A 25,194-nucleotide genomic window follows, 5' to 3' on the forward strand; every position below is an offset into this window, starting at 1 on the left:
CTATTTAGATCGTAGACTTTAATTCAATGAGTGACCAAAAAAAATATGTATTAGTAACTGGTGGCTCTCGTGGTATTGGTAGAGCCATTTGTATACAACTTGCAAAAGACACTGACTATTCTATTTTAATTAATTACCATACCAATGAAGATGCTGCTAATGAAACACTAAACTCAATTAAAGAACTAGGTGGATCTGGTGAAATTATAAAATTTGATGTTTCTGATTTTAATGATGTGAAGCAACAATTAGACGATTGGAACAATACACATGAAAATACTATAATTGAAGTACTTGTCAATAATGCTGGTATCACTAAAGATGGCCTGTTTTTATGGATGCAACCCAACGATTGGAATTCTGTAATACAAACAAATCTCAATAGCTTTTATAACGTGACCAATCATGTATTAAAAGATATGTTGCTAAATAAATACGGTAGAATCATCAATATAGTATCTGTTTCTGGACTTAAAGGAACTGTTGGTCAGACAAACTATGCTGCATCAAAAGGGGCTATTATTGCGGCAACTAAATCATTAGCTCAAGAAATTGCAAAGAAAAATGTTACGGTTAATGCAGTTGCACCTGGATTTATTAAAACCGATATGACGATAGATTTGGATGAAAAAGAATTAAAAAGACTCATTCCGGCTAATCGCTTTGGACACCCAGAAGAAGTTGCACAATTAGTGTCATTTCTTGCATCTAAAAATTCATCTTATATCACAGGTGAAATCATTAATATTAACGGAGGGATTTATTCATAAACTAGACTGAAGAAAGAAAAATGGCTGAAGATTGGGATGGAAAATCCAGAGGTACAGTTTTTGGGTTTAAAGTGTTTGTATTCTTTATTAAGAATTTTGGCATCAATGCTGCTTATGCTTTAATGCATTTGCCAATTCCTTATTTTTGTTTATTCTCCAGAAAAAATGTAAAAGGTCTTAGTTATTATTTTAGGAAACGACTTGGCTATTCTTGGTTAAAAAGTTCGATTAGTATTTACAAAACCTATTATGTTTTTGGTCAAACACTTATTGATAAAATTGCAATTCCTTCTGGTTTAAGAAAAGGTTACACTTTTCATTTTGATGGAGAAAACTTATTAGAAGAAGCACTATCTAAACAAAAAGGGGGCATTTTGATAAGCGCTCATGTTGGTAATTTTGAATTGGCACAATATTTTTTTAAAGAACGATTGACCGATACATCTATAAGTATTGTCATAACAGATCAAGATCATCAAGACATTAAAGAATATTTGGATCAGTATAGGCAAAGAGATGAAATACACTTTATTATTGTAAAAGACGATTTTTCTCATATTTTTGAAATTAATGCAGCGCTAGCCCAAAATAAAATAATTTGTATCGCAGGTGATCGGTATTTAAAAGATACAAAATGTATAGAAGAAGAACTGCTTGGTAAAACAGCAAGATTTCCAGTAGGACCTTTCTATCTGGGTAGTCGTCTTAATGTACCTGTTTTGTTTGTTTATGTTATGCGCGAACCAAAAAAACACTACCATTTATATGCAAGACACGTTGATGTTAAAGCTAGGGATGCGCAAGATTTATTAAGGAAGTTTACTCAAAACCTAGAATATATGGTGAGGAAATATCCTTTACAATGGTTTAATTTTTACGATTTTTGGCAAGACAAAAAAAATGGAAGAGCATAATCAATTAAAATCACCAATATCAGACTTAAAGCATATAGAAAAGTTATTGCCACATCGCAAACCAATGATTATGGTTGATACTCTGGAATATTTTTCGATAAAAAAAGGAGTTTCTCGATTTTCAATTTCTGAAAACAATATATTCGTTAGTAATGGTTTTTTTTCTGAAACAGGCATCTTAGAGCATATGGCGCAAACCGCTGCTTTGTATATGGGCTATAAACAGTCTCTTGATAATATTAAAACCAAAGAAGGATTTATTGGAGCGATTAAATCGAGTCAAATTATAAGTCTTCCAAAACTAAATGATATCTTATCTACTGAAATAGAGGTTGTTTATCAAATTGCCAATATGACTATGGTGAAAATAGAATCTTCGGTAAATGGAAAAATTATTGCTGTATCAGAAATGAGCACACTACTAAAAGATGAGATAGAATGAATGAAAAAGGAGAACTTATAGCACAATATAAGGTAAGAATCAGGTTTAGTGAAACTGATGCTTTAGGTATAGTGTGGCATGGTAACTATTTAAAATATTTTGAAGATGGTCGTGAAGCTTTCGGAAGGAAATTTAATATTTCATATCTTAATGCTAAAGAAAATGGCTACGCAACACCTATTGTGAAAACCGTTACAGAACATAAATTGCCTCTTAAATATGGGGAAATTGCAACTGTGAAAACGTATTATGTAAATACGGCATCAGCAAAACTGATATTTAGATATATTATAACGAATGAGACTGATGAAATTGTGTGTACTGGCGAAACCGTTCAGGTGTTTACCAATTTAAAAGACAACACAATGTCTCTAATTCTTCCAGAGTTTTTCAAAGCTTGGAAAATACAACAAAATTTACTTGATGCGTAAAGTCTATTTATCACATAACTCTATTATATCATCATTAGGTTTTGACAGTGACACTGTTGTTAAAAAGATAAAAGATGAAGTTTCTGGAATTTCTTTAATTAATGATAAAACTCTATTTCATAACCCTTTCTATGGATCTGTAATTAACAAAACTATTTTAAAAAATAAATTTGAAGCCTTAAAAACCGAAGAGAACTATACCGTTTTAGAACAAATGATGTTATTATCATTAAGCAAGGTTATAGAAGCGTCAAATATTACTATTGATGAATCTGTTGGTTTGATTATTTCAACAACAAAAGGGAATATTGATGTACTGGATAAGACTAGCGATTTTCCAAAATCATATGCTTATCTATCACGTTTGGGAACAGTTTTAAGGAATCACTTTCTATTCAAAACAGAACCTTTAGTAGTTTCAAATGCTTGTGTATCTGGTATATTGTCTATTTCGGTGGCAAAAAGATTGATTCATGAAAATGTATATAAACATGTTTTTCTGGTTAGTGGTGATTTAGTGTCTAAGTTTGTTTTATCAGGTTTCAATTCGTTTCAAGCATTGAGTAATTCTATTTGTAAACCGTATTCAAAAGATAGAACTGGTATTAACATTGGTGAAGCTATTGCAAGTATTTTAATCACATCAGATACAAATTATCTTACCGAAGAAAGTGTTGAAGTATTAGGAGAAGCAACTTGTAATGATGCCAATCACATTTCTGGTCCGTCTCGATCTGGCGAAGGGTTATATCGATGTGTTAGTGCTGCGATGAAAGAAGCAACTGTAACCTCAAAAGATATAGATTATATATCCGCACATGGTACTGCCACTATATTTAATGACGAGATGGAAGCTGTAGCTTTCAATAGATTAGATTTTCAAAATATACCGCTGAATAGTTTAAAAGGTTATTTTGGTCACACATTAGGTTCGTCTGGATTAGTTGAAACCATTATAGGTATGCATAGCTTAAAACAAAATACTTTATTTTATTCAAAAGGTTTTACGAGCTTAGGTGTTTCAAAACCATTACAAATAATTGAAAAAACAAAACAACAACAATTAGATATTTTCTTAAAAACAGCTTCAGGATTTGGAGGCGCTAATACAGCACTGTTGTTAAAAAGTGTATCATAAAATATCACTCATGCCAAAAAAAGAACTAAGAGCCATTGAGGCATTGGAGGAAGCTCAAAAAATTGCTTTCGCCCCATTTGTTTTTCAATCTACAGTAAGTTTAAAAAAATTAGGTGTTTTAGATTATATTTTTGAAAAACGCGATAGTGGTGGAGTTTCAATTAATGAAATTTCTAAAAACTTATCCGTTAGCATTTATGGATTAGGAGTGTTATTAGAAATTGCAGAAAGTTCGGACATCGTTATTAAAGATGATGAACAAAAATATCAACTTACTAAAACGGGTTATTTTTTAAACTATCATAAAACGGTAGAAGTTAATCTCAATTTTACAAATGATGTTTGCTATGAAGGTCTTTTTTATCTAAATGATGCCATTAAAGAAAAGAAACCTTCTGGTTTAAAGGTTTTTGGGAAATGGGATACTATTTATGATGGTTTATCCCAATTGAGCCCAGAAGTTCAAAAATCATGGTTTGAGTTCGATCACTATTATTCAGATGGTATTTTCGAGGAAGCTTTAATACGTGTATTTAAAAACCAGCCAAAGACTATTTATGATATAGGAGGCAATACAGGGAAATTTGCATTACAATGTTTTAATCATGATAGAGATGTTAATGTTCATATTTTTGATTTACCAGGACAACTCAAAAAAGCTTTGACGAATATTAAAAATAACGGTTTTAATGATAGGGTTTTTGCTCATGAGATTAATTGGTTAAAACCAAATCCCCAAATACCAAAAGGAGCTGATCTTATTTGGATGAGTCAGTTTTTAGATTGTTTCTCAGAAGATAAAATTCTTACCATACTAAAAACCTGTGCAGCTTCTATGAATGAAAACACAGAGCTTATCATCGTTGAAACATTTACAGATCGACAAAAATTTGATACGGCTCGTTTTTCATTAGAAGCTACTTCTTTATATTTCACAGCAATAGCCAATGGGACTAGTAAAATGTATTCTGCAGCAATTTTTGAAACGTTAATTAAAAAAGCTGGACTATCACTTAATGAAGATCATCAATTGGGAGAGTTTCATACCATGATGGTTTGCTCAAAAACACTATAGAATTTGAATTCTAAATTCAACATAAACGCATATAGTCATATTAGAAACGATAAAATTTCTCTAAATGGAGACATCGTTTTTGAAGATGAAACCAAAGATTTTTCAGCTTTTATAAAAAGTGCATATAAATCACAAGGTATGGATTATCCAAAATTCTTTAAAATGGATAATTTAAGTAAATTGACTTTTATTGCAGCAGATCTCATTCTGCAAAGCATAAGTAATTCAGAAGAGAATATTGCCATCATACTATCTAATAAAGCATCTAGTTTAGATACAGACAGAAAGTATCAGGAATCTATTTCAGACAGTAATAATTATTTTCCGAGCCCTTCAGTTTTTGTCTATACATTACCTAATATTTGTATAGGTGAAATTTGTATAAAACATCAGTTATTTTCTGAAAATAGTTTTTTTATATTTGACAACTTTAACCCACACCATTTATGGATACAAACCGAACACCTTTTAAAAACAAAAAAGGCGAATAAAGTACTTTGTGGTTGGGTTGATTTTGATGATTCTAGTTATGATGCTTTTCTATATTTAGTAGAAGAACACGGTGATTTAAATCATACTATTAAAGACATAAAACAACTATATCTATGCCAGTAAAAGAATTGAGAGAAGAATTGAAAGAGAAAATTATAGAACAATTAAACCTTGAAGAATTCTCTGTGAGTGATATTGATGATGATGCAGCTCTTTTTGGCGATGGACTAGGTTTAGATTCTATCGATGCATTAGAACTTATTGTAATGCTTGATAAAGATTATGGTATTCAACTAACGGATCCTAAAGAAGGCAAAGAAGTTTTTAAATCCATCACAGTTTTAGCTGACTATATTGCAGAACGAACAAACAAATAAAAATATCGTACCACGTGTTGTTGTTACAGGAATGGGAATTATTTCTGCAATTGGTAATTCTGTGGAAGCCAATAAAAAAGCGTTATTAGCTTCAAAAAGTGGTATTGGTCCTATTTCAAAAATTAATACCATTCATGCCGAACGGATAAAAGTTGGTGAGGTTATTTTTTCTAATGATGAATTAGTATCTCAATTACAATTACCAGAAGATAATAATTTTACCAGGACCGCTTTATTAGGTTTGTTTGCAGCTAAAGAAGCAGTAGAAAATGCTGAAATTTTAGATATTAATAGTTATAAAACAGGGCTGATTTCTTCCACTACTGTTGGTGGAATGGACAAAACCGAACAACACTTAAAACAATTTAGTTCATCTTCTGAAAGTCAGAAATATATTTCTAGCCATCATGCAGGTGATAGTACCAAAAAAATTGCTAAGTACCTTGGAGTTAACGAGTTTTCAACCACAATGAGTACAGCTTGCTCTTCGGCTACAAATGCCATAATGTTAGGAGCACGACTTATAAAAGCGGGCAAATTAGAACGTGTTATTGTTGGTGGAACTGATGCGCTTGCAAAATTCACAATCAATGGTTTTAAAACCTTAATGATTTTGTCAGAGGATGTTTGTCAACCTTTTGATGAACACAGAAAAGGACTTAATTTAGGCGAAGGTGCTGCTTATCTTGTATTAGAGTCTGAAAAGATTGCAAAAAAAGAAGGTAAATCCATTATGGCTTACATTTCGGGTTATGCCAATGCTAATGATGCGTTTCATCAAACGGCTTCATCTGAAAATGGTCAAGGAGCCTATTTAGCGATGCAAAAAGCCCTGAATTTAGCTCAATTAAAACCAAAACAAATTGATTATATAAATGCCCATGGAACAGCCACACCAAATAATGACCTTTCAGAAAGTATTGCGATAAAACGTGTTTTTGGAAACGATATACCTGACTTTAGTTCTACAAAAGGATATACAGGTCATACTTTAGCAGCTGCAGGTGCTGTTGAAGCTGTGTATTCTGTATTAGCGTTGCAAGAGCAAACCGCATTTCCTAACCTTAATTTTAAGTCCAAAATCAATGAAACAGGTTTGATACCCGTTACAGAAATTAAGAAAAAACCAATTCATCATGTGTTATCAAATTCTTTTGGTTTTGGTGGTAACTGTTCTGCATTAATCTTATCAAAAGAATGAGAGATTGTTATATACATAGCGTAGTTTCAATTTCTGCTCAAAATACATTTCCTAATGAAGATTTTTTATTAGATGTCATTAAATACAATGCAAAAAAAATACAAGCTGTCTATCCAAATTACAAAGATTTTATTTCACCAGTGGTTACGAGACGAATGCAGACAGGAGTGAAAATGGGAGTTGTCGCAGCAAACAAAGCTCTGCAGATCGCCAAATTAAATGAGCCTGATGCCATTATTACAGGCACAGGAATGGGCTGTATTACAGATACAGAAAAATTCTTAAATAGTATTATTGACAATGATGAAACTTATTTAACACCAACATCTTTTATACAATCTACACATAATACTGTTGGTGCTCAAATTGCATTAGGTCTTAAATGTAACAACTATAACAATACCTATACTCATGGAAGTTTATCATTTGAATCTGCTTTAATAGATGCGCAATTACTGCTACAAGAACAGGGAGCAAGACATGTGTTAGTAGGTGGTATTGATGAATTGGGTACTGAGTTTGTTGATTATGTTCAGATGATAGAAGCTAACAAAAACAAAGGTATTGGTGTACCTTTTAGTGAAGGGGCTACATTTACTGTTTTATCTACTGAAAAGAAAGAAAACGCAATTAAATTACAAGATATCATTACAATATCCGAAGCGTCAAAAGAAGAACTAATTCTAAAATTAGAAGATTTTCTAGCTCTAAATAATATGGATGTTAAAGCTATTGATGCCATAATTCTAGGAGATAATGGGGATATGTATGATGATTATTATGAACATATAACCATTTCTTTATTTTCTAATGCTTCACAAATAAAGTATAAACACTTATCTGGAGAATTTCATACAGCTTCTGCTTTTGCCTTTTGGTTAGGAATTAATGTACTCCAAAAACAACATATTCCTGCGGAAGTTTTGAAAAATTCAGGAGAAAATAAATCCATTAAAACGCTATTGCTTTATAACCAATGTAAAGGTAAAGATCATAGTTTTATTTTACTGAAAACATGATGAAATTTAGGATTATAACGACTCTTTCGATTGTGGCAATACTTGGGTTGTTGGCTAGTAATTTATATTTTGGTAGCTCCTGGCTTTGGATTTTGTTACCTATTACGATTTGGTTGTTAGTTACAGCAATAGGTTCATTTATAATGAGCTACAATTATTTCTTAACTTCGTTTATATCTAGTAATTCTATAATATCAAAGAAAATAGCACTCACATTCGATGATGGTCCACATCCGGAGCTTACGTATTCTATTCTAGATGTTTTAGATCGTTTTAATGCTAAAGCTACTTTTTTCTGTATAGGAAAACAGATTGAAAAATACCCTGAAGTTTTAAAAGAAATTGCAAAAAGAGGACATGCTATAGGAAATCATTCGTACTCGCACAGTAATTTTATAGATTTTTCGTCTCAACGAAAATGGTTAGAAGAAATTCGAAAAACAGATTCGATTATTAAAAAGAGTATAGGTGAATCTTCAAATCTTTTCAGACCGCCTTTTGGCGTAACAACACCTAACCTTGCTAAAGCAATAAAAGAAACCAAACATCATGTTATAGGCTGGGATAATAGATCGTTTGATACAGTATTAAAAAACAAAACCTTAGTTTTAAAACGAATTGTAAAACATATTTCGCCTGGTGGTATTATTTTGTTTCATGATACACAACCAAATACAGTATACGTTTTGGAACGTTTATTGATTCATCTAAAACAACATCAGTTTGAAGCCGTAACCATAAATAATTTACTGGATGAAATGTAAATGTTACTTTATATTATTTTTGTTTTTTTCTAACCTCATATCAATTAATGCTCAAGTTGAACTGAGTGCGAATGAGCAAAAAATATTTAAATCAAAAGTAATTGCAAAGGCAAATAGTACGCAAAGTATGTTGAGTGATTTTGTACAAAAAAAACATCTTAGTATTATGGATAATGCTATTGTTTCTGAAGGGAAATTAGCATTTAAATCACAAAAGTTAGTGAAGTGGGAGTACACAAAACCTTATAAAAATATTGCAATTTTTAAAGATGACAAGCTCTACGTAACCAACGACGGTAAAAAAGAAACACTTAATTTAAAATCTAATAAACTTTTTAAAAGTCTAAATTCACTCGTCGTTAACAGTATAAAAGGAGATATGTTTGATAATGAACAATTTGATATTTCTTATTTTAAAACAGACACAGATTATTTAATACATTTTCTTCCGAAGGAAAAAAAAATAAGACGATTTGTTACTGAGTTTCAATTAAAATTTTCTAAAACAACCACAGAAGTCGAAGAGATTAAGTTAATAGAACCTAATGATGATTACACAACGATCACTTTTAGAAACAAGCAATTAAATACTAAAATTTCTGATGAGACTTTTAAACATTAAATATTATGCTGTTAGATGATTTTTATGAAGTTTTAGATTTACAAAGGAAAGACAACCAAACCATTATAGCTTCGGTGAAAATTAATAAGGCGCATCACATTTTTGAAGGACATTTTCCTGAAAATCCTGTAACACCTGGTGTTGCAATGCTTCAGATATTAAAAAATTGTCTTGAAACTCATATGGAAGAATCACTTTTTATGCAGCACTTATCTCATGTGAAATTTTTAACTTTAGTAAATCCAAATATTGAAAATATTTTAGATTTCACAATAGAGATTACCCCTCAAGCAGAAGGATTCAAGATAAAAAACTACACTTCTTTTAGAGACGGTCGTTCTGTTTTAAAATGTAATGCTACTTTTGTGAAATATCCAAGACCATAGAGCAAGAGTAAATATATAAGATGCCAGAAGGAACTATTCAATCTAAAATGGAACAGCTAAAATGCTGTGTGATCATTCCGACTTATAACAATGATAAAACTTTAAAACGTATTATCGATGGTATCTTAAACTACACAAAGGATATTATTGTCGTAAATGATGGTTCTACAGACCGTACTTTAGCCATTCTTAATGAATATCCTAATATTGAGCAAATACATAAACCTGAAAATACAGGAAAAGGAACAGCCTTAAAAGCTGGTTTTAAACGCGCTGTATTTTTGGGGTTTGATTATGCTATTACCTTAGATACAGATGGGCAACATTTCCCAAAGGATATCCCATATTTTGTTGATGCTCTTATAGCTTCGGATAATAAAAATATACTGATTATTGGTGATCGTAATATGAATGAAGCCGATGTTTTTGCAAAAAGTGCAAAAGGTAATCGGGTATCTACGTTTTGGATGTATGCAGCCACTGGCTTAAGATTAAATGACTCGCAATCTGGTTTTAGGTTATATCCCATTAAGGAAATAGATGTGATAAAGTTTATGAAATCAACCAAAAAATTTGAATTTGAAATTGAAGCCATTGTCAAATCTTATTGGAGCGGAACAGAGATAAGACATGTACCAATTAATGTTTTATACGATCCTGTGGAGCGTGTGTCACACTTTAGGCCTTTTATGGATATTTCTCGTATGGTTATACTATACACTTGGTTTCTTTTAGTTCGTTTATTCTATATTACACCTCGAAATTTATTTCGTAGATTTAAAAAAAAAGGCATAAAACGATTTTTAGTTGAAGATGTATTTAAACATCAAGATTCACCAAAAAAGAAAGCCTTATCCATTGCTTTAGGAATTTTTATTGGCTTGTCTCCACTTTGGGGTTTTCATACTATAATTGTACTTTTTTTGGCTGTTTTATTTCGACTTAATAAAGTTATAGCTTTTACTTTTTCTAATGTAAGTTTAGCACCTTTGGTTCCTTTTGTTGTATTTTTAAGTTTACAGGTTGGTGATTTGGTACTGGGAACTGATATCAATTATTCTATAGAAGCTATTAGAGAAAATTTTGATGTTGCACAGCACTTAAAAACATATCTTGTTGGTAGCTTCACATTTTCTTCTGTAAGTGCCATAGTATTGGGTTTATTAAGTTATTTATTGCTTTCAATTGCAAACAAAAAAACAGCAAATGGGTAACCTATTCTGGAAGATATATAGATCCATAACTCATAAAAGGATTTATTACGGGATTATTAGCATAGTGTTAATGGGTATTTTGTCATGGATTGCTTCTAGTATAAAATTCGATGAAGATATATCAAAATTAATTCCTGCAAACAAAGAAAATGAGAAGCTACAAAAGGTCTTGAAAAATGTCAACTTCTCGGATAAAATCATTGTAAATATTAGTTTAGAGGACAACGGAGAATTTGAAGACCTGGTTGATTATGCCATAGCATTTACAGATAGTATTTCTAATAATTATAATAAATATATTACTAGTATTAAAGGTAAAATTGAAGAGGAAGATGCTCTAGAAACTATTGATTTTGTCTATAACAATTTACCGTTCTTTTTATCTGAAAGTGATTATGAAACGATAGCGTCTAAAATTGATAAGGATTCGATTGAAACCATTACAAAAGCTAATTATGAAACTCTTGTTTCACCTTCTGGTTTTATTGCCAAAAGTTTTATTGTTAAAGATCCATTAGGGGTATCCTTTATGGGACTAAAACAACTTAACGAGTTAGGCTTGGCGGATGATTTTAAGCTTAAAGACGGTTTTTTGGTTCATAAAGATGAAAAACATATTTTACTTTTTATTTCTCCAAAATTTGACACAGGAAACACTGCTGAAAATCAACCTTTTTCTGATACTATATACCGGTTACAAAAAGACTTAAATAGCGATTATAAAAACAAAGTGAGGAGCACTTATTTTGGAGGTCCATTAATTGCGGTAGCAAATGCTGAACAAATAAAAACAGACATTCAATTCACTGTGAGTATTGCATTGTCAATTTTACTGCTGCTATTTATATTCTTTTATAAAAAACTAAGTATTCCTCTAATATTATTTGTTCCCACAATATTTGGAGCTTTATTGGCAATTGCTATTCTTAGTCTTATAAGAACCGAAATTTCAGCAATCTCATTAGGTATAGGTGCTGTGCTTTTGGGCGTTACAATAGATTATTCGCTTCATATACTTACACATATTCGAAGTCACGGAACAACAAAATCATTATATACGAGTATTAGTAAACCAATTATAATGAGTAGCCTAACAACGGCTTTAGCATTTTTGTGCTTATTGTTTATAGAGTCTCAGGCATTGCAAGATTTAGGGATTTTTGCGGCTATCAGTGTTATTGGATCTTCAGTTTTTGCGCTAATTTTTATACCACAAACGTATAAACCTAAAGCAAGTGGAAATAATATTAAATCCACATTTATTGATACTATTGCAAATTATAATTTTAATAAGAATAAAACTTTAATTGCTGTGCTTTGCATTCTTTTGGTTTTAAGTCTCTTTACTTTTAACAAAGTGGTATTTAATAAAGATTTATCGCAACTTAATTATACATCACCAGAGTTAGATAATGCAGAATTACAATTAGACAATTTAATAAATATTTCGTCTAAATCTCTTTATATTGTAGCTTTTGGTAATACTATGGAAGCGGTGTTGCAAACCAATGACGACATTCATCGTAGGTTGTCAAAATTTAAATCTGAAGATGCTGTCTTAGATTTTAATTCTATTGGAGCTTTAGTAAGTTCATCAAAAAGGCAAAACAAGCAAATTCAAGATTGGGAAGATTTCTGGGGCAACAATAAAAAAATAAAACTTAAAGAATACCTAATTGAAAGTGGAAATGCTTTTGGTTTTAAAAGTACTAGTTTTAATACGTTTTATGAGCTTTTAGATAAGAAATTTAGTTCTCTTAAAATTGTAGATTACTCAAAAATAACCTCTATTCCTATAGATGATTTTATTTCTGTTAATGATGATTTTATTACAGTAACTTCTGTTGTCAAAATTAATAAAGATCAATTTTCCTTAGTTAAAGATGCTTTTAATTCAGATGAAAATATAATAGTCTTTGATAGGCAAAATGTTAATGAGGAGCTATTAGGTGGGTTAAAGAACGAATTTAATAATCTTATTGGATATAGTTTTACCCTTATTGTATTACTTTTATTAACCTTTTACAAAAATATAAAACTTACATTGATTACAATACTTCCGATTCTAGCTACTTGGCTATTAACGCTTGGTTTAATGGGGTTATTTGGACTTGAATTTAATATATTTAGTATTATAATTTCAACATTCATTTTTGGATTAGGTGTTGATTATAGTATTTTTATGACCAACGGTTTATTAAGACAATCACAATATGATATTAAGACTCTAGCTACGTTTAAAGCTTCAGTTATTTTATCTGTTATTACAACATTATTAGGTGTTGGCGTCTTGATATTTGCAAAACATCCTGCGTTAAGCTCTTTGGCTTTAGTTTCCGTAATAGGTATTATATCAGCAATGCTTATATCATTTACAATCCAGCCATTTTTATATAAATTCTTTATTACAAATTCTACAAAAGAGATGACTAATGAGGAAAATTAAAATCGTATCAATATCAAGAAACGGGATGTTATTAAAAAAAAGTAATGTAAATTATATTCAAAATTTGGTTGAAGATCGAATTGTGATGTGATGCTTTATAATAATATACGTATGGTAAATCGTCTTAATACATGGTGTGTAAAGCAGTTTCAAGTTCTTAAAAGACTCTTGATGAAGGGGATGGTTATTTGGTTATTTAGTATTGTAATATTTACTTCTTGTGGTATAAAAAAGTCTTTAAATGATCTTCCAGACATTTCGAACTATACTTCCACTATTCCAGAAAAAGTTAATGTCAATGATTCAACATCTTATACTGGCAATAGCTTTCTTACCAAAAATAAACAAGGACTTTGGGAATTGTATGTAGAAGGTGACCCGTTAGAACGAGGATTACTCATAGGAAGTCTTACTAAAGAACTTATGTATAAACAAGAAGCAGTATTTTTTGATAAAATCAGTGAACTTGTGCCTTCAGAAGGTAAACAAAAATTTTTACGAAAGTTTCTTTCCTGGTACAATCGTAAAATGTATAAACATATTACCAACGAGTATAAAAGTGAAATATACGGAGTCTCACAGTATGCATCCACAGATTTTAATAGTATTGCTCCGCCTTATTTACGTTCGTTATATTTACATGGAGCGCATGATATTGGCCATGCATTACAAGATTTAGCTTTAGTAGGGTGTACGTCTTTTGCTGCCTGGGGAAACAAAACAGAAGATGGTAAACTACTTATTGGTCGTAATTTTGACTTTTATGCCGGTGATGCCTTTGCCGAAAATAAAATCATAGCCTTTGTTAATCCAACAACAGGGTACAAATTTGTTTCTGTAACTTGGGGAGGAATGATTGGTGTTGTTTCTGGTATGAATGATCAGGGTTTAACAGTTACCATCAATGCGGGTAAATCTAAAATTCCGTTAGTAGCAAAAACACCGATTTCTATTTTAACGCGGGAAATTTTGCAATATGCATCCAATATAGAGGAAGCCATTGCCATTGCAAAAAAACGTGAAGTATTTGTTTCTGAATCTATTCTTGTTGGAAGTGCAAAAGATAAAAAAGCTATGCTAATTGAAGTATCACCTAAGAATTTTGGTGTTTATGAAGTTGAAAATACAAATCAATTAATTTGTTCTAATCATTTTCAAAGTGATGCTTATGAAGATGATCGAAGAAATAAAAAAACGATCGAAGAAAGCCACACACAATATAGATTCGAGAGAATGCAAGAACTGTTAACAGAAGCTGATAAAATAAGTCCTACTGAAGCTTTTGCAATTTTAAGAGATAAAAATGGTAAAGGCAACAAAACCATCGGTTATGGTAATGAAAAAGCACTTAACCAATTATTGGCACATCATGGTATTGTGTTTCAACCAGAAGATTTAAAAGTTTGGATCTCTTCTAATCCATATCAATTGGGTGAGTTTGTAGCTTATGATCTGAATGATGTTTTTAGTAATAGAATGGGAAATCCATCTAAAATTTCAATTTCCAAGGAAAAAGATAATATCGATAAAGATCCTTTTTTACTATCAGAAGATTATCATAATTATGAAAAATATCGAGTACTGGAACGTAAAGTAGAACAAGCTATCGAAGATCAAATAAAACTTGATGCAGAAGATTTAGAGAGGCTTGTAATTTTGAATCCAGAATATTGGAAAGCACACAAACTTGCAGGCGATTATTACTATCAAAATCGGAATTATCCTAAAGCATTAAAGGCCTTCAGTGTAGCATCTACCAAAGAAATCACAACACTTCCTGATGCTCAATATATTTCAAAATATATAAAAAAATCTCAACGAAAATTAAAATGATGATTCCAGATATTGAGAAACAATCTATTTTAAAAATTAAAGCTTTTCAAGAAGAAAAACTTAAAGAAGTTTTGCATTATGTGAATCAGAAATCCCCATTTTATAAACGACTATTCAAATCTCACCATATTTCTATTGCTAACATTAATTCGATTGAAGATTTAACACAAATACCACCAACCACAAAGGATGATTTACAATCATATAATGATGATTTTTTTTGTGTTCCTAAAACTGAAATTATAGATTATGTCACTACGTCCGGGACTTTAGGAGATCCAGTTACTATTGCCTTAACCAATAAAGATTTAGACAGGTTAGCATATAACGAAGCTATTTCGTTTGGATGTTCAGGAGTGACAAAAGATGATATTTTACAACTAATGACTACTGTTGATAAACGGTTTATGGCAGGTATGGCATATTTTTTAGGAGCCAGACAATTAGGAGCTGGTATTATTCGTGTTGGTGCTGGGACTCCTGAACTTCAATGGGATTCTATATTAAAATTTAAACCAACTTATCTTATTGTTGTGCCTTCGTTTTTATTAAAATTAATCGAGTATGCTAATTTAAACGGAATTAATATTAATACTTCTGGAATCAAAGGAGCAATATGCATTGGAGAACCTATTAGAAATGATGATTTTTCTTTAAATATTTTAGGACAGAAAATAAGTGAGTCTTGGGATATTGATATGTACTCAACTTATGCTTCATCCGAAATGCATACAGCGTTTACAGAATGTGAATATCAAAATGGCGGGCATCACCATCCAGAACTAGTTATTGTTGAAATTTTGGACGAAGAAAACCAACCAGTAAACAATGGTGATATTGGTGAACTGACTATTACCACCCTCGGTATTGAAGCCATGCCTTTAGTTCGATTTAAAACAGGAGATATGCTAAGAGCTCATTATGAACCCTGTAAATGTGGCAGAACTACATTACGTTTGGGGCCAGTAAACGGGCGAAAAAAACAGATGATAAAATACAAAGGGACAACGTTATATCCACCAGCAATACAAAACATAATGAATTATTTTGAAGATGTGGAGAGTTTTATTATAGAAATTTCCCACAATCAAGTTGGTACTGATGAAATTTTAATCAAGCTTGCTAGTAAAGGTTTAATCCCAGATTTACTGCAGCAAATAAAAAATCATTTTAAAGCAAAGCTTAGAGTAACACCACGTATTGAATTTTGTGATAAAGATGATATTGACAAATTAAGATTCCCTAAACTGAGTAGAAAACCCGTTCTGGTGATCGATAAACGTAATTTGGATACATAGATTACGGTATATTCTACAGAGAATAATGGTTCCTCTTCTTTAAACTGGGTGATAATGCCTTTGTAGAACTATATGAGAGCTTAAGGTGGGTAACCAAGTTAGTAATTTGGTTTTTAATAATATGATTACTTCCCACTACAATATCTGATAAACCTTTTTGAATAAAGGGATGGTAGAGTAGGAGGTGCACTCGTAGCGGGAGTTTTTGTATGTTTTAGGTAGGGTTTTATTAATTTATAAACTGGCAAAAACAATTTAAATTACATTAGAGAATTAAATAGCGTTTGTGATAAAGGTATAGTTTATTGATTGAAGTTTTGTTGGAGTAAGTGGTTTATAATACCATTATTGCTTAAAGGAGATTTTAAGTTACTACGCTGTATAAAATGGAATTCAAAAAAATATGTATTCAAAAAAGTTTTTGATATTACTTTTTTATTACATTTGAATATAACAAATAATGAGTCTATTAAGGACGCATTGCCTACATAAATGAAAACGTTTTTCAGATTCGGGCTTAGGAGCATAAAGAAGTCTACTCCAAAAGCTGCCTCAGGGATGAGGAACCGAATTCTCAGGCTGACTTCCAAAAAGTATACAATTGCACTTCAATTTTTTGAACGAGTATCATTCGTTCCCTACACCATTTCTATTATTCGAGTATGAGATAATTGATATAAATGGCAATGCCATTTTTCTTATCTATTTCTAATTTTTTAATCTTATATAATGAAATGATCCATAGATTTTCAGGCTATTCTGGTCTGTGTTTCCAATGGTGAATTTCGTCTGCAAATCATAAAAACAGATGAAAACAAAATATATAGATCTTATCGATCAAACCTTTCATTTCCCCCAAGAAGAATTTAAACTGGAGGAAAACCAATTACAGTTTCATGGCATCAATCTTATGGAACTGATTGCTCAATATGGAGCACCGCTAAAGTTTACCTATCTCCCTAAAATATCAGAAAACATTAACCGAGCAAAAAGATGGTTTGACAATGCGATAAAGACAAATAATTATGTGGGTAATTATCACTACTGTTATTGTACTAAAAGCTCTCACTTTCAACACGTGTTAAACGAAGCGTTAAAAAACGATATTCATATAGAAACATCTTCAGCTTTTGATATTGATATTGTAGAAAACTTAAAGGCCAAAGGCAAAATCAATAATAATACGTATGTGATCTGCAATGGTTTTAAAAGAGACCAGTATATCCAAAACATAGCTCTATTAATCAATAAAGGCCATCGTAATTGTATTCCTATCATTGATAATTATGAAGAATTAGATCTATTAAATGATGTAATTAATGAAGGCTTTCAGGTGGGTATCCGTATTGCTTCAGAAGAAGAACCAAAGTTTGAATTTTATACTTCTAGATTAGGAATTGGGTATAGAAATATTGTGTCTTTTTATAATAATCAAATAAAGAATAACCCAAAAGTGAAACTAAAGATGCTTCATTTCTTTATTAATACGGGTATTCGTGATACTGCTTATTATTGGAATGAGTTGTTAAAATGTTTAAAGGTGTACATCAGTCTTAAAAAATTATGTCCATCCTTAGATAGCTTAAATATTGGTGGTGGTTTCCCAATAAAAAATTCTTTGGCATTCGATTATGATTACCAGTACATGATTAATGAAATCATAAACCAAATCCAAATTGCCTGTGAAGAAGCACGTGTAGATGTTCCTGATATATTTACGGAGTTTGGGAGCTTTACTGTAGGCGAAAGTGGTGGAGCTATTTATGAAGTGCTATATCAAAAACAACAGAATGATCGTGAAAAATGGAATATGATCAATTCATCTTTTATCACGACAATTCCAGATACTTGGGCGATAAATAAACGTTTTGTGATGCTTCCGGTTAATAGATGGGAAGAAGAGTATGAACGGGTACTACTAGGTGGATTAACTTGTGATAGCGATGATTATTACAATTCCGAACAACATATGAATGCCATATATCTACCAAAATATAAAAAAGATAAACCGTTATACATTGGATTTTTCAATACCGGTGCGTATCAGGAAACTATTGGTGGTTTTGGCGGGTTGCAACACTGTCTGATCCCACAGCCTAAACATATTTTGATAGATCGTGACGAAAATGGAAAGGTAACTACAGAAGTTTTTGCACCACAACAAACCTCAGAACAGTTACTATCTATTCTTGGATATCAAAAAACAGTAAAAGAAGAAGTTTTAGAATATTCACAAAAAGTACCATTTATACATCCTAATTAATTTATTAAATCCAAACATTTTTTAAAATGGAAACTCAGAAAACATATGCCGGAATTCCAGAACAATATGCTGGCTATGACAAATCAAAAGTAGTATTAATACCTGTTCCTTATGATGGCACCAGCACTTGGGGTAAGGGAGCAGACAAAGGCCCTGAAGCATTTTTACACGCTTCAGAAAATATGGAGCTATATGATATAGAAACCAATAGTGAAGTATATAAACAAGGTATTTATCTTGCAAAGGCTGTGAGTGAAAACACTTCACCAGATGTAATGGTTTCGGCTGTACATGATACTGTAAAAAACAATATAAAACGTAATAAATTTGTGACTTTAGTTGGAGGAGAACATTCTATTTCCATAGGAGCCATACGTGCTTTTGATGAATGTTTTGAGGATTTAACAGTAGTACAAATTGATGCACATGCCGATTTAAGAAAGGAATATGAAGGTTCTAAGTACAATCACGCTTGTGCATTGTTTGAAGCCAATCAAAACACTAATCTTATTCAAGTAGGTATTCGAAGTATGGATGCTTCAGAAAAATTAGTCATGAACGAAGACCAGGTATTTTTTGCTCATGAGTTGGCAACAGATGATTATTGGATGGACAATGCCATAGAATTAATGACAGATAATGTTTACATCACTTTTGATCTGGACGCTCTAGATCCTTCTATTCTGCCCTCTACGGGAACGCCAGAACCAGGAGGTTTATTATGGTATGAAACCCTTGAATTTCTTAAGAAAATATTTGATGAGAAAAATGTAGTAGGGTTTGATATTGTAGAACTATGTCCTAATAAAGATGATAAATCTTCTGATTTTGCTACTGCCAAATTATATTATAAAATGTTGAGTTACAAATTTGCTGAACATGATGTAGATGATGAGAATGAAAATTTATATGCCCTTAAAGGCAATGGTAAAACTAACCCTCTAAAATTTACAGATGATGAGTACGAAGGATAAAGGAGCTATATCACAATTTATAGAAAAGTATTATCTACATTTTAATGCAGCCTCTGTTGTAGATGCTGCCAAAGCATATGAAGTCCAAATTAATAAAGGATCAAAAATGCTAGTATCTCTTGCTGGAGCTATGAGTACTGCAGAGTTAGGTAAAATTTTTGCAGAAATCATACGACAAGATAAAGTACATATTATCTCTTGTACGGGTGCAAATCTAGAAGAAGATATTATGAATTTGGTAGCTCATAGTCATTATAAACGTGTGCCAAACTATCGTGATCTTACTCCGCAACAAGAGTGGGATTTATTAGAGCATGGATTAAATCGTGTTACAGATACCTGTATTCCAGAAGAAGAAGCCTTTAGAAGATTACAACAACATATTTTTAAGATATGGAAAGATGCTGAAGAAAAAGGGGAACGCTTTTTTCCACATGAATTTATGTATAAGATGTTATTGTCTGGAGTTTTAGAACAATACTATGAGATAGACATTAAAGATAGCTGGGTGTACGCTGCAGCCAAAGCCAATCTACCAATGGTGGTACCAGGATGGGAAGACAGTACAATGGGTAATATATTTGCGAGTTATGTAGTGAAAGGAGAACTCAAAGCCAGTACTATGAAATCTGGAATCGAGTATATGACCTTTCTTGCAGACTGGTATACCGAAAACTCTAAAGAAGGAATAGGTTTCTTCCAAATTGGAGGGGGTATTGCAGGAGATTTTCCTATTTGTGTCGTACCAATGTTATATCAGGATTTAGAAAGAACAGATACCCCGTTCTGGAATTATTTCTGTCAGATAAGTGACTCAACCACAAGCTATGGATCTTATAGCGGAGCAGTACCTAATGAAAAGATCACTTGGGGTAAACTGGATGTAGATACTCCAAAGTTTATCATAGAAAGTGATGCAACCATTGTAGCGCCATTAATATTTGCCTATTTATTAGATATGTAAACAAAATGAAAACAGAACGAAACGCAAATTTGAAAAGAGTAATTGTTGATTATAAAAAATTAAACAATACTATTTTAGATCTATTAGTAAACGAATATCCTGATGGATATGATGATCAAAATATCATTACGTTTAGAAATGCACAAAACGAAATCGTAGAATGTGTAGAAGTAAAAACAGAAGATACCTTATACCTGGTTAAAGTTAGTAAACGCTTGGTTAGTGCAATGGAAAGTTACGAAGATGAAGATGACCAAGGCAAAGAAACCGATTTGTCAGAGGAACCAGAAATGGAATAACCGTAAAACTTTAGAATAATGAAAAAGGCAGAATTTCATTTGGCCCTTCCCTGTGAGGATTTAGAAAAAACAAAAGATTTCTATATCTATAAACTAGGTGCTAAATTAGGAAGATTTACAGATGGGTGGATAGATATCAATTTGTATGGAAACCAGATCACTTTTACCAAAGTTGGAGAACATCTCTCCTTTTTTGTTAAAGATCCGAATGGATATATGGTAGAGTTTAAAAGTTTTAAAGACCATGGAGAGATATTTACGGTATAGTAAAAATGGAGAAAGAAGCATATTCGATACAAATTGCCGATGCAATTTCTATAAGAGATTGTAAGAATAATTTTGGTTCAAAATTATTGTTTTTTGATGCTGATGAGTTGTTTTATGAACGATTTAAAGGACAATATATCTATGTTTTTAAATACGGAGTGGTAAGTTTTTATAACATTCCTAAAGATACAGCAGAACAGATTTGTAATGAAATTCTGATGTATGGTAAAAATCTAATGAAAGAAGAAATTTCTGAAACGATCAGTATAATTATTGGAGGAGAATCTAATTCTGTCACTTTGGGAACTGTTGTCTTAAAAGAATTTAGTATAGAATCATTGCGCCTCATTATGCTTAATATTTCTCAATCTGTTGCGCTTAATAATTATTCAAACATTTCAGAACAGATTCTGGAAGATACCAAAGTTCATACCTCTTATCTTGAAGAAAAAGGAAAATTAGATATCAGTGGAAAAAACCTTAAAAAATATATTGGGGGTGTATTAAACATCAAAAATAAAATTTCAGAAAATCTATACATATTTGACTCTCATGATGTGACCTGGGATGATGAAATCTTAAACAGATTAGACCAGAATCTTAAGCGTATTTTTGACTTAAAAGACCGCTATCGAAGTATTCACGATCGAATAGAAATTATTAAGGAAAATCTAGAATTATTCAAGGACATTATGTTTCATAAAGAAAGTAGTAAGCTAGAATGGATCATTATTATTTTAATCCTGGTAGAAGTCATTGATATGTTCATTATAAAATTAATATAAATACAGACAAAACATTGGAAGTAAAAGACCTGAAAATAATAGGAAGTGAAGAATGGTGCGTATTCAACGAATTTGGCATTCCAGCTATTAAAGCACGTGTAGATTCTGGAGCAAAAACCTCTTCTATCCAGGCAAATAATATTAAGCTCATCCATAAAGGTATTGAGGAATGGGTGCGTTTTGAAGTTAATCCTATTCAGGATAATCGAAGTATTATCATAACCTGCGAAACCAAACTGCATGATAAACGAGTAGTTAAAAGTTCTTCAGGGATTTCTGAACAACGTTTTGTGATCAAAACACCTGTTACACTTGGTGACTTTACCTATGATATTGAGCTTACCCTAGCTAATCGAGATGCAATGGAATTTCGCATGTTACTAGGTCGGGAAGCACTGCTAGATCGATATATGGTAAACCCTTCTACCACTTATCTGGAAACTAATTTTACTACTGAACAAATAGCAGAGAAATATGCCCCGTTTATTAAAGAAAAATCAGGATTAAAAATTGCATTACTAGCTAGTAATCCAGAATTGTACAGTAATAAACGTATTGTTGAAGCAGGTATAGCCAGAGGTCATGAAATGGTATTTCTTAACGTAGAACAGGCGTATATGAAATTAGATGCTACAGAACCTGAAATACGTTATCGCGGAGGAAATATCATTGATGAATTTGATGCTATTATCCCAAGAATACGACCATCAATGACTTTCTATGCTTGTGCATTAATCCGACAATTTGATTCTATGGGAGCCTTTTGCTTAAATACAGCAGAAGCGATTACCCAATCCAGAGATAAGCTATTGGCAACTCAACTTTTTGCTAAACACGATATCCATATCCCGATTACAGGATTTGCAAAATCACCTTTAGATACTAAAGACTTGATCAAAATGGTCAATGGAGCACCATTAATTATCAAACTCTTAGAAAGTACTCAAGGAAAAGGTGTAGTGCTTGCAGAAACGAATAAAGCGGCAGAAAGTGTGATTAATGCATTTAAAAGTGTACAAACCAACATTTTGGTACAGGAATTTATAAAAGAAGCTAATGGACAGGATATTCGATGTTTTGTAGTCAATGGCAAAGTAGTAGCATCCATGCAAAGGCAAGCTGCAAAAGGAGAATTTAGAGCTAATATCCACCAAGGAGGATCAGCATCTAAAATAAAAATAACTGCTGAAGAACGAAAACTAGCAATCAAGGCCGCTAAGATTTTAAATCTTCCTGTAGCTGGGGTTGACATTATTCGATCTAATAAAGGACCTCTATTGCTAGAAGTCAATTCTTCTCCTGGACTAGAAGGAATAGAAAATGCTACCGGATTAGATATTGCCAATATTATGATTGAAGCTATTGAAAAGAGGTTAAAGTTTAAAAGATGATTCATCCTAATACAGAAATACGATTTATAAGTGATGAAATTGGTTACGGTGTAGTTGCTAAAGAGTTAATTCCTGAGGGTACTATTACTTGGATATTGGATAAATTTGATCGTGAGTTCACTCCAGATCAATATGAAGTATTAGAACCTATTTATAAGAATATTTTAAAAACTTATGCATATAAAAACAATTTAGGGAATCTGGTACTTTGTTGGGATAATGGGCGATTTGTAAATCATAGCTTTAATGCCAATTGTCTCACTACAGCTTATAATTTTGAACTGGCTATTCGGGATATTCATCCTGGAGAGCAATTAACAGATGATTATGGCTATTTAAATATCGATAATCCTTTTAGAGGTATTGACGAAGGAACAAAAAGAAAAATTGTGTATCCAGATGACTTATTAAAATATCATAAGTCTTGGGATAAAAAATTACTAAAAGCTTTTAAGTACATATCAAAAGTAAAGCAACCATTAATTGGGTTACTAGATGAAGAGCTATGGAAATTAGCAGTACAAATTAGTAAAGGAGAAAAAGAAATGGAGTCTATTTTAAAAAATTACCATTACAAGATATAAGAATTAGAAAACAAAGCGATATGGTTATTTAATTTAATATTAATTGCCTATGAGAATCAAAAAACATAAAGAAAAATCTAGATTAATCATATATCAAGGAGATAAATTATTAGTATTGCAAAAGCACACTTCTAAATTGGAATATGGGCTTATAGGAGGGGTCTTAGAACAAGGAGAATCTCCTGAATATGCATTGATACGGGAAGCTTTTGAAGAGGTAACGCTTAAAATTACAGAGCAAGATTTAGAGTATCAATGTTCTATTACTATCGAACTAAAAAATAAACACAAGCTTTCTAAACATTATTTTTTGTGTAGTGATTATACAAAACCATTTTTGCTTGCTGAACCACATAAGTTTAGAAAAATTGAGTGGGTGTATTGGAAAGATGCTATAAAATTTCTAGGAAAATCGAATAAAAAAGTAGTGAAATCCTTATTTAAACCTTGCAAACTGAATTATTAAAATCAATGGATATGAATGACTTTATTATTAATCAAAATTGATAAAGTAGAACTTATTTAAACAAAGCCAAAGAAGGGGTTAAAGCCATATTAAAGGAAAATCTATTTGCCGATACGATATGTGAAAACCCTTATAAATAAAAGGGTAGGGGAGTTGTAGATGTACTAATGGAGGGAGTTTTTGCTTGCTTTTGGATCTACTTTTCTTCATAAAACTAAGTAAATCTAAACGGATTTAGCGATTTGCTTTTTTCTTATACTCATTCGGCGTAAAGCCTTCTAAACCTTTAAAAACTCTAAAAAAAGTAGACTTTGATTTAAAACCACATTCTTTAGCGAGTCCAACTAAATCATAGTTAGAAAATTTTTCATTTTGCAGTAGTTGCTTAAATTCACTTACTCTAAGACCATTTATATAATCCTTAAAAACACCTTTATTAGTGATTTTGAAATAGTCTATAAGTTCTTTGGTACTCACCTTAAAAATAGAAGCACAAGAACTGATGTTTAAACTTGGATCTTTATATAGTTTTTCTTCTTTAAAATAGTATTCCATTAGTTTGTCTAACTCTTTTTTATTCCTAAGTGTGTTTTCATTAATGGAAACATTTTTTGGGAGAAATAATCGTCTAAAAATTGTTAATTAACTTAAGTGGAAATTCTTGCCAAACTGACCCACCTATTCCTATTATATTGACCCAGTAAATCCTATTTAAACTGACCCACCTATTCTTGTTTAAATTGACCCACCCCCAAAAGTGTGTGTATTAAATAACTTGT

Annotated in this window: 27 protein-coding genes; 26 read left to right on the forward strand and 1 reads right to left on the reverse strand. The window is 31.6% G+C overall.

Annotated features, from left to right (window positions below):
• The first annotated feature begins 26 nt into the window (after positions 1–26).
• From flxB to FOF46_RS23165, 26 genes are all read left to right on the forward strand, one after another.
• Positions 27–770: a flexirubin biosynthesis SDR family reductase FlxB gene (gene flxB, locus FOF46_RS23040; RefSeq protein WP_143918084.1), complete on the forward strand. Its 744-nt coding sequence runs from the start codon at positions 27–29 to the stop codon at positions 768–770.
• Between the two features lie 20 nt (positions 771–790).
• The gene (locus FOF46_RS23045; protein ID WP_143918085.1) at positions 791–1,684 is read left to right on the forward strand and encodes an LpxL/LpxP family acyltransferase; all 894 of its coding nucleotides are present in this window, start codon (positions 791–793) and stop codon (positions 1,682–1,684) included.
• Positions 1,671–2,126: a hotdog family protein gene (locus FOF46_RS23050; protein ID WP_143918086.1), complete on the forward strand. Its 456-nt coding sequence runs from the start codon at positions 1,671–1,673 to the stop codon at positions 2,124–2,126. Before FOF46_RS23045 ends, FOF46_RS23050 begins: the two co-directional genes overlap by 14 nt.
• Positions 2,123–2,557, forward strand: coding sequence for an acyl-CoA thioesterase (locus FOF46_RS23055; protein WP_109438518.1), 435 nt, complete (start codon positions 2,123–2,125; stop codon positions 2,555–2,557). The genes FOF46_RS23050 and FOF46_RS23055 overlap by 4 nt, the downstream gene beginning before the upstream one ends.
• Positions 2,550–3,695: a beta-ketoacyl-[acyl-carrier-protein] synthase family protein gene (locus FOF46_RS23060; RefSeq protein WP_143918087.1), complete on the forward strand. Its 1,146-nt coding sequence runs from the start codon at positions 2,550–2,552 to the stop codon at positions 3,693–3,695. The genes FOF46_RS23055 and FOF46_RS23060 overlap by 8 nt, the downstream gene beginning before the upstream one ends.
• A gap of 10 nt (positions 3,696–3,705) precedes the next feature.
• Complete coding sequence (locus FOF46_RS23065; protein WP_143918088.1) at positions 3,706–4,770, forward strand: methyltransferase; 1,065 nt, start codon at positions 3,706–3,708, stop codon at positions 4,768–4,770.
• A gap of 3 nt (positions 4,771–4,773) precedes the next feature.
• The gene (locus FOF46_RS23070; protein ID WP_143918089.1) at positions 4,774–5,385 is read left to right on the forward strand and encodes a 3-oxoacyl-ACP synthase; all 612 of its coding nucleotides are present in this window, start codon (positions 4,774–4,776) and stop codon (positions 5,383–5,385) included.
• Positions 5,376–5,639: a phosphopantetheine-binding protein gene (locus FOF46_RS23075; RefSeq protein ID WP_109438522.1), complete on the forward strand. Its 264-nt coding sequence runs from the start codon at positions 5,376–5,378 to the stop codon at positions 5,637–5,639. The genes FOF46_RS23070 and FOF46_RS23075 overlap by 10 nt, the downstream gene beginning before the upstream one ends.
• Entirely contained in the window at positions 5,617–6,840 is a 1,224-nt protein-coding gene (locus FOF46_RS23080) for a beta-ketoacyl-[acyl-carrier-protein] synthase family protein (RefSeq protein WP_407933706.1), read from the forward strand. Before FOF46_RS23075 ends, FOF46_RS23080 begins: the two co-directional genes overlap by 23 nt.
• Positions 6,837–7,859, forward strand: coding sequence for a beta-ketoacyl synthase chain length factor (locus tag FOF46_RS23085; RefSeq protein ID WP_143918090.1), 1,023 nt, complete (start codon positions 6,837–6,839; stop codon positions 7,857–7,859). The genes FOF46_RS23080 and FOF46_RS23085 overlap by 4 nt, the downstream gene beginning before the upstream one ends.
• Entirely contained in the window at positions 7,856–8,623 is a 768-nt protein-coding gene (locus FOF46_RS23090; RefSeq protein ID WP_143918091.1) for a polysaccharide deacetylase family protein, read from the forward strand. Before FOF46_RS23085 ends, FOF46_RS23090 begins: the two co-directional genes overlap by 4 nt.
• Positions 8,613–9,245: a flexirubin biosynthesis/transport protein LolA2 gene (lolA2, locus tag FOF46_RS23095; protein WP_143918092.1), complete on the forward strand. Its 633-nt coding sequence runs from the start codon at positions 8,613–8,615 to the stop codon at positions 9,243–9,245. The genes FOF46_RS23090 and lolA2 overlap by 11 nt, the downstream gene beginning before the upstream one ends.
• Positions 9,246–9,250: 5 nt before the next feature.
• Positions 9,251–9,631: an ApeI family dehydratase gene (locus FOF46_RS23100; protein WP_143918093.1), complete on the forward strand. Its 381-nt coding sequence runs from the start codon at positions 9,251–9,253 to the stop codon at positions 9,629–9,631.
• Positions 9,632–9,651: 20 nt separating this feature from the next.
• Positions 9,652–10,845: a DUF2062 domain-containing protein gene (locus FOF46_RS23105; RefSeq protein ID WP_143918094.1), complete on the forward strand. Its 1,194-nt coding sequence runs from the start codon at positions 9,652–9,654 to the stop codon at positions 10,843–10,845.
• Complete coding sequence (locus tag FOF46_RS23110; protein WP_143918095.1) at positions 10,838–13,291, forward strand: MMPL family transporter; 2,454 nt, start codon at positions 10,838–10,840, stop codon at positions 13,289–13,291. The genes FOF46_RS23105 and FOF46_RS23110 overlap by 8 nt, the downstream gene beginning before the upstream one ends.
• 171 nt (positions 13,292–13,462) lie before the next feature.
• Positions 13,463–15,124: a C45 family peptidase gene (locus FOF46_RS23115; RefSeq protein WP_143918096.1), complete on the forward strand. Its 1,662-nt coding sequence runs from the start codon at positions 13,463–13,465 to the stop codon at positions 15,122–15,124.
• Positions 15,124–16,422: a flexirubin biosynthesis putative acyl-CoA ligase FlxY gene (flxY, locus tag FOF46_RS23120; RefSeq protein ID WP_143918097.1), complete on the forward strand. Its 1,299-nt coding sequence runs from the start codon at positions 15,124–15,126 to the stop codon at positions 16,420–16,422. Before FOF46_RS23115 ends, flxY begins: the two co-directional genes overlap by 1 nt.
• A gap of 808 nt (positions 16,423–17,230) precedes the next feature.
• Positions 17,231–18,685 carry an arginine decarboxylase gene (locus tag FOF46_RS23125; RefSeq protein ID WP_143918098.1) on the forward strand — a complete coding sequence of 485 codons (1,455 nt, stop codon included), beginning with the start codon at positions 17,231–17,233 and terminating at the stop codon, positions 18,683–18,685.
• A 26-nt stretch (positions 18,686–18,711) separates the two neighbouring features.
• A complete protein-coding gene (gene speB, locus FOF46_RS23130) occupies positions 18,712–19,659 on the forward strand; it encodes an agmatinase (RefSeq protein ID WP_143918099.1) in 948 nt (315 codons plus the stop codon).
• On the forward strand, positions 19,643–20,623 hold the full coding sequence (locus tag FOF46_RS23135) for a deoxyhypusine synthase family protein (protein ID WP_143918100.1): 981 nt from the start codon (positions 19,643–19,645) through the stop codon (positions 20,621–20,623). The genes speB and FOF46_RS23135 overlap by 17 nt, the downstream gene beginning before the upstream one ends.
• A 5-nt stretch (positions 20,624–20,628) precedes the next feature.
• Positions 20,629–20,922 (forward strand): hypothetical protein, encoded by a 294-nt coding sequence (locus FOF46_RS23140; protein WP_244299725.1) that lies wholly within the window; start codon positions 20,629–20,631, stop codon positions 20,920–20,922.
• An 18-nt stretch (positions 20,923–20,940) separates the two neighbouring features.
• On the forward strand, positions 20,941–21,189 hold the full coding sequence (locus FOF46_RS23145) for a VOC family protein (RefSeq protein ID WP_143918101.1): 249 nt from the start codon (positions 20,941–20,943) through the stop codon (positions 21,187–21,189).
• A gap of 5 nt (positions 21,190–21,194) precedes the next feature.
• Entirely contained in the window at positions 21,195–21,974 is a 780-nt protein-coding gene (locus FOF46_RS23150) for an RMD1 family protein (RefSeq protein WP_143918102.1), read from the forward strand.
• A gap of 14 nt (positions 21,975–21,988) precedes the next feature.
• Positions 21,989–23,365: a 30S ribosomal protein S6--L-glutamate ligase gene (rimK, locus tag FOF46_RS23155; RefSeq protein WP_143918103.1), complete on the forward strand. Its 1,377-nt coding sequence runs from the start codon at positions 21,989–21,991 to the stop codon at positions 23,363–23,365.
• Entirely contained in the window at positions 23,362–23,949 is a 588-nt protein-coding gene (locus tag FOF46_RS23160) for an SET domain-containing protein (RefSeq protein WP_143918104.1), read from the forward strand. The genes rimK and FOF46_RS23160 overlap by 4 nt, the downstream gene beginning before the upstream one ends.
• Before the next feature lie 49 nt (positions 23,950–23,998).
• Positions 23,999–24,415 (forward strand): NUDIX hydrolase, encoded by a 417-nt coding sequence (locus FOF46_RS23165; protein WP_143918105.1) that lies wholly within the window; start codon positions 23,999–24,001, stop codon positions 24,413–24,415.
• Between the two features lie 234 nt (positions 24,416–24,649).
• Here FOF46_RS23165 and FOF46_RS23170 read toward each other — a convergent pair whose 3' ends face one another.
• On the reverse strand, positions 24,650–24,970 hold the full coding sequence (locus FOF46_RS23170) for a helix-turn-helix domain-containing protein (RefSeq protein ID WP_143918106.1): 321 nt from the start codon (positions 24,968–24,970) through the stop codon (positions 24,650–24,652).
• Positions 24,971–25,194: the final 224 nt, after the last annotated feature.

It is taken from the genome of Aquimarina algiphila (assembly GCF_007489275.1).
GTDB lineage: Bacteria > Bacteroidota > Bacteroidia > Flavobacteriales > Flavobacteriaceae > Aquimarina > Aquimarina algiphila.

What these genes read in the sequence shown, in the direction of transcription:
- FOF46_RS23090 (WP_143918091.1), top strand. Translation starts at nt 7,856, where the DNA reads ATGATGAAATTTAGGATTATAACGACTCTTTCGATTGTGGCAATACTT.
- FOF46_RS23115 (WP_143918096.1), top strand. Translation starts at nt 13,463, where the DNA reads ATGAAGGGGATGGTTATTTGGTTATTTAGTATTGTAATATTTACTTCT.
- flxY (WP_143918097.1), top strand. Translation starts at nt 15,124, where the DNA reads ATGATTCCAGATATTGAGAAACAATCTATTTTAAAAATTAAAGCTTTT.
- FOF46_RS23055 (WP_109438518.1), top strand. Translation starts at nt 2,123, where the DNA reads ATGAATGAAAAAGGAGAACTTATAGCACAATATAAGGTAAGAATCAGG.
- FOF46_RS23140 (WP_244299725.1), top strand. Translation starts at nt 20,629, where the DNA reads ATGAAAACAGAACGAAACGCAAATTTGAAAAGAGTAATTGTTGATTAT.
- FOF46_RS23110 (WP_143918095.1), top strand. Translation starts at nt 10,838, where the DNA reads ATGGGTAACCTATTCTGGAAGATATATAGATCCATAACTCATAAAAGG.
- FOF46_RS23165 (WP_143918105.1), top strand. Translation starts at nt 23,999, where the DNA reads ATGAGAATCAAAAAACATAAAGAAAAATCTAGATTAATCATATATCAA.
- FOF46_RS23050 (WP_143918086.1), top strand. Translation starts at nt 1,671, where the DNA reads ATGGAAGAGCATAATCAATTAAAATCACCAATATCAGACTTAAAGCAT.
- FOF46_RS23075 (WP_109438522.1), top strand. Translation starts at nt 5,376, where the DNA reads ATGCCAGTAAAAGAATTGAGAGAAGAATTGAAAGAGAAAATTATAGAA.
- FOF46_RS23135 (WP_143918100.1), top strand. Translation starts at nt 19,643, where the DNA reads ATGAGTACGAAGGATAAAGGAGCTATATCACAATTTATAGAAAAGTAT.
- FOF46_RS23045 (WP_143918085.1), top strand. Translation starts at nt 791, where the DNA reads ATGGCTGAAGATTGGGATGGAAAATCCAGAGGTACAGTTTTTGGGTTT.
- FOF46_RS23105 (WP_143918094.1), top strand. Translation starts at nt 9,652, where the DNA reads ATGCCAGAAGGAACTATTCAATCTAAAATGGAACAGCTAAAATGCTGT.
- speB (WP_143918099.1), top strand. Translation starts at nt 18,712, where the DNA reads ATGGAAACTCAGAAAACATATGCCGGAATTCCAGAACAATATGCTGGC.
- FOF46_RS23060 (WP_143918087.1), top strand. Translation starts at nt 2,550, where the DNA reads ATGCGTAAAGTCTATTTATCACATAACTCTATTATATCATCATTAGGT.
- FOF46_RS23170 (WP_143918106.1), bottom strand. Translation starts at nt 24,970, where the DNA reads ATGGAATACTATTTTAAAGAAGAAAAACTATATAAAGATCCAAGTTTA.
- flxB (WP_143918084.1), top strand. Translation starts at nt 27, where the DNA reads ATGAGTGACCAAAAAAAATATGTATTAGTAACTGGTGGCTCTCGTGGT.
- FOF46_RS23160 (WP_143918104.1), top strand. Translation starts at nt 23,362, where the DNA reads ATGATTCATCCTAATACAGAAATACGATTTATAAGTGATGAAATTGGT.
- FOF46_RS23145 (WP_143918101.1), top strand. Translation starts at nt 20,941, where the DNA reads ATGAAAAAGGCAGAATTTCATTTGGCCCTTCCCTGTGAGGATTTAGAA.
- FOF46_RS23150 (WP_143918102.1), top strand. Translation starts at nt 21,195, where the DNA reads ATGGAGAAAGAAGCATATTCGATACAAATTGCCGATGCAATTTCTATA.
- FOF46_RS23100 (WP_143918093.1), top strand. Translation starts at nt 9,251, where the DNA reads ATGCTGTTAGATGATTTTTATGAAGTTTTAGATTTACAAAGGAAAGAC.
- FOF46_RS23065 (WP_143918088.1), top strand. Translation starts at nt 3,706, where the DNA reads ATGCCAAAAAAAGAACTAAGAGCCATTGAGGCATTGGAGGAAGCTCAA.
- FOF46_RS23085 (WP_143918090.1), top strand. Translation starts at nt 6,837, where the DNA reads ATGAGAGATTGTTATATACATAGCGTAGTTTCAATTTCTGCTCAAAAT.
- lolA2 (WP_143918092.1), top strand. Translation starts at nt 8,613, where the DNA reads ATGAAATGTAAATGTTACTTTATATTATTTTTGTTTTTTTCTAACCTC.
- FOF46_RS23125 (WP_143918098.1), top strand. Translation starts at nt 17,231, where the DNA reads ATGAAAACAAAATATATAGATCTTATCGATCAAACCTTTCATTTCCCC.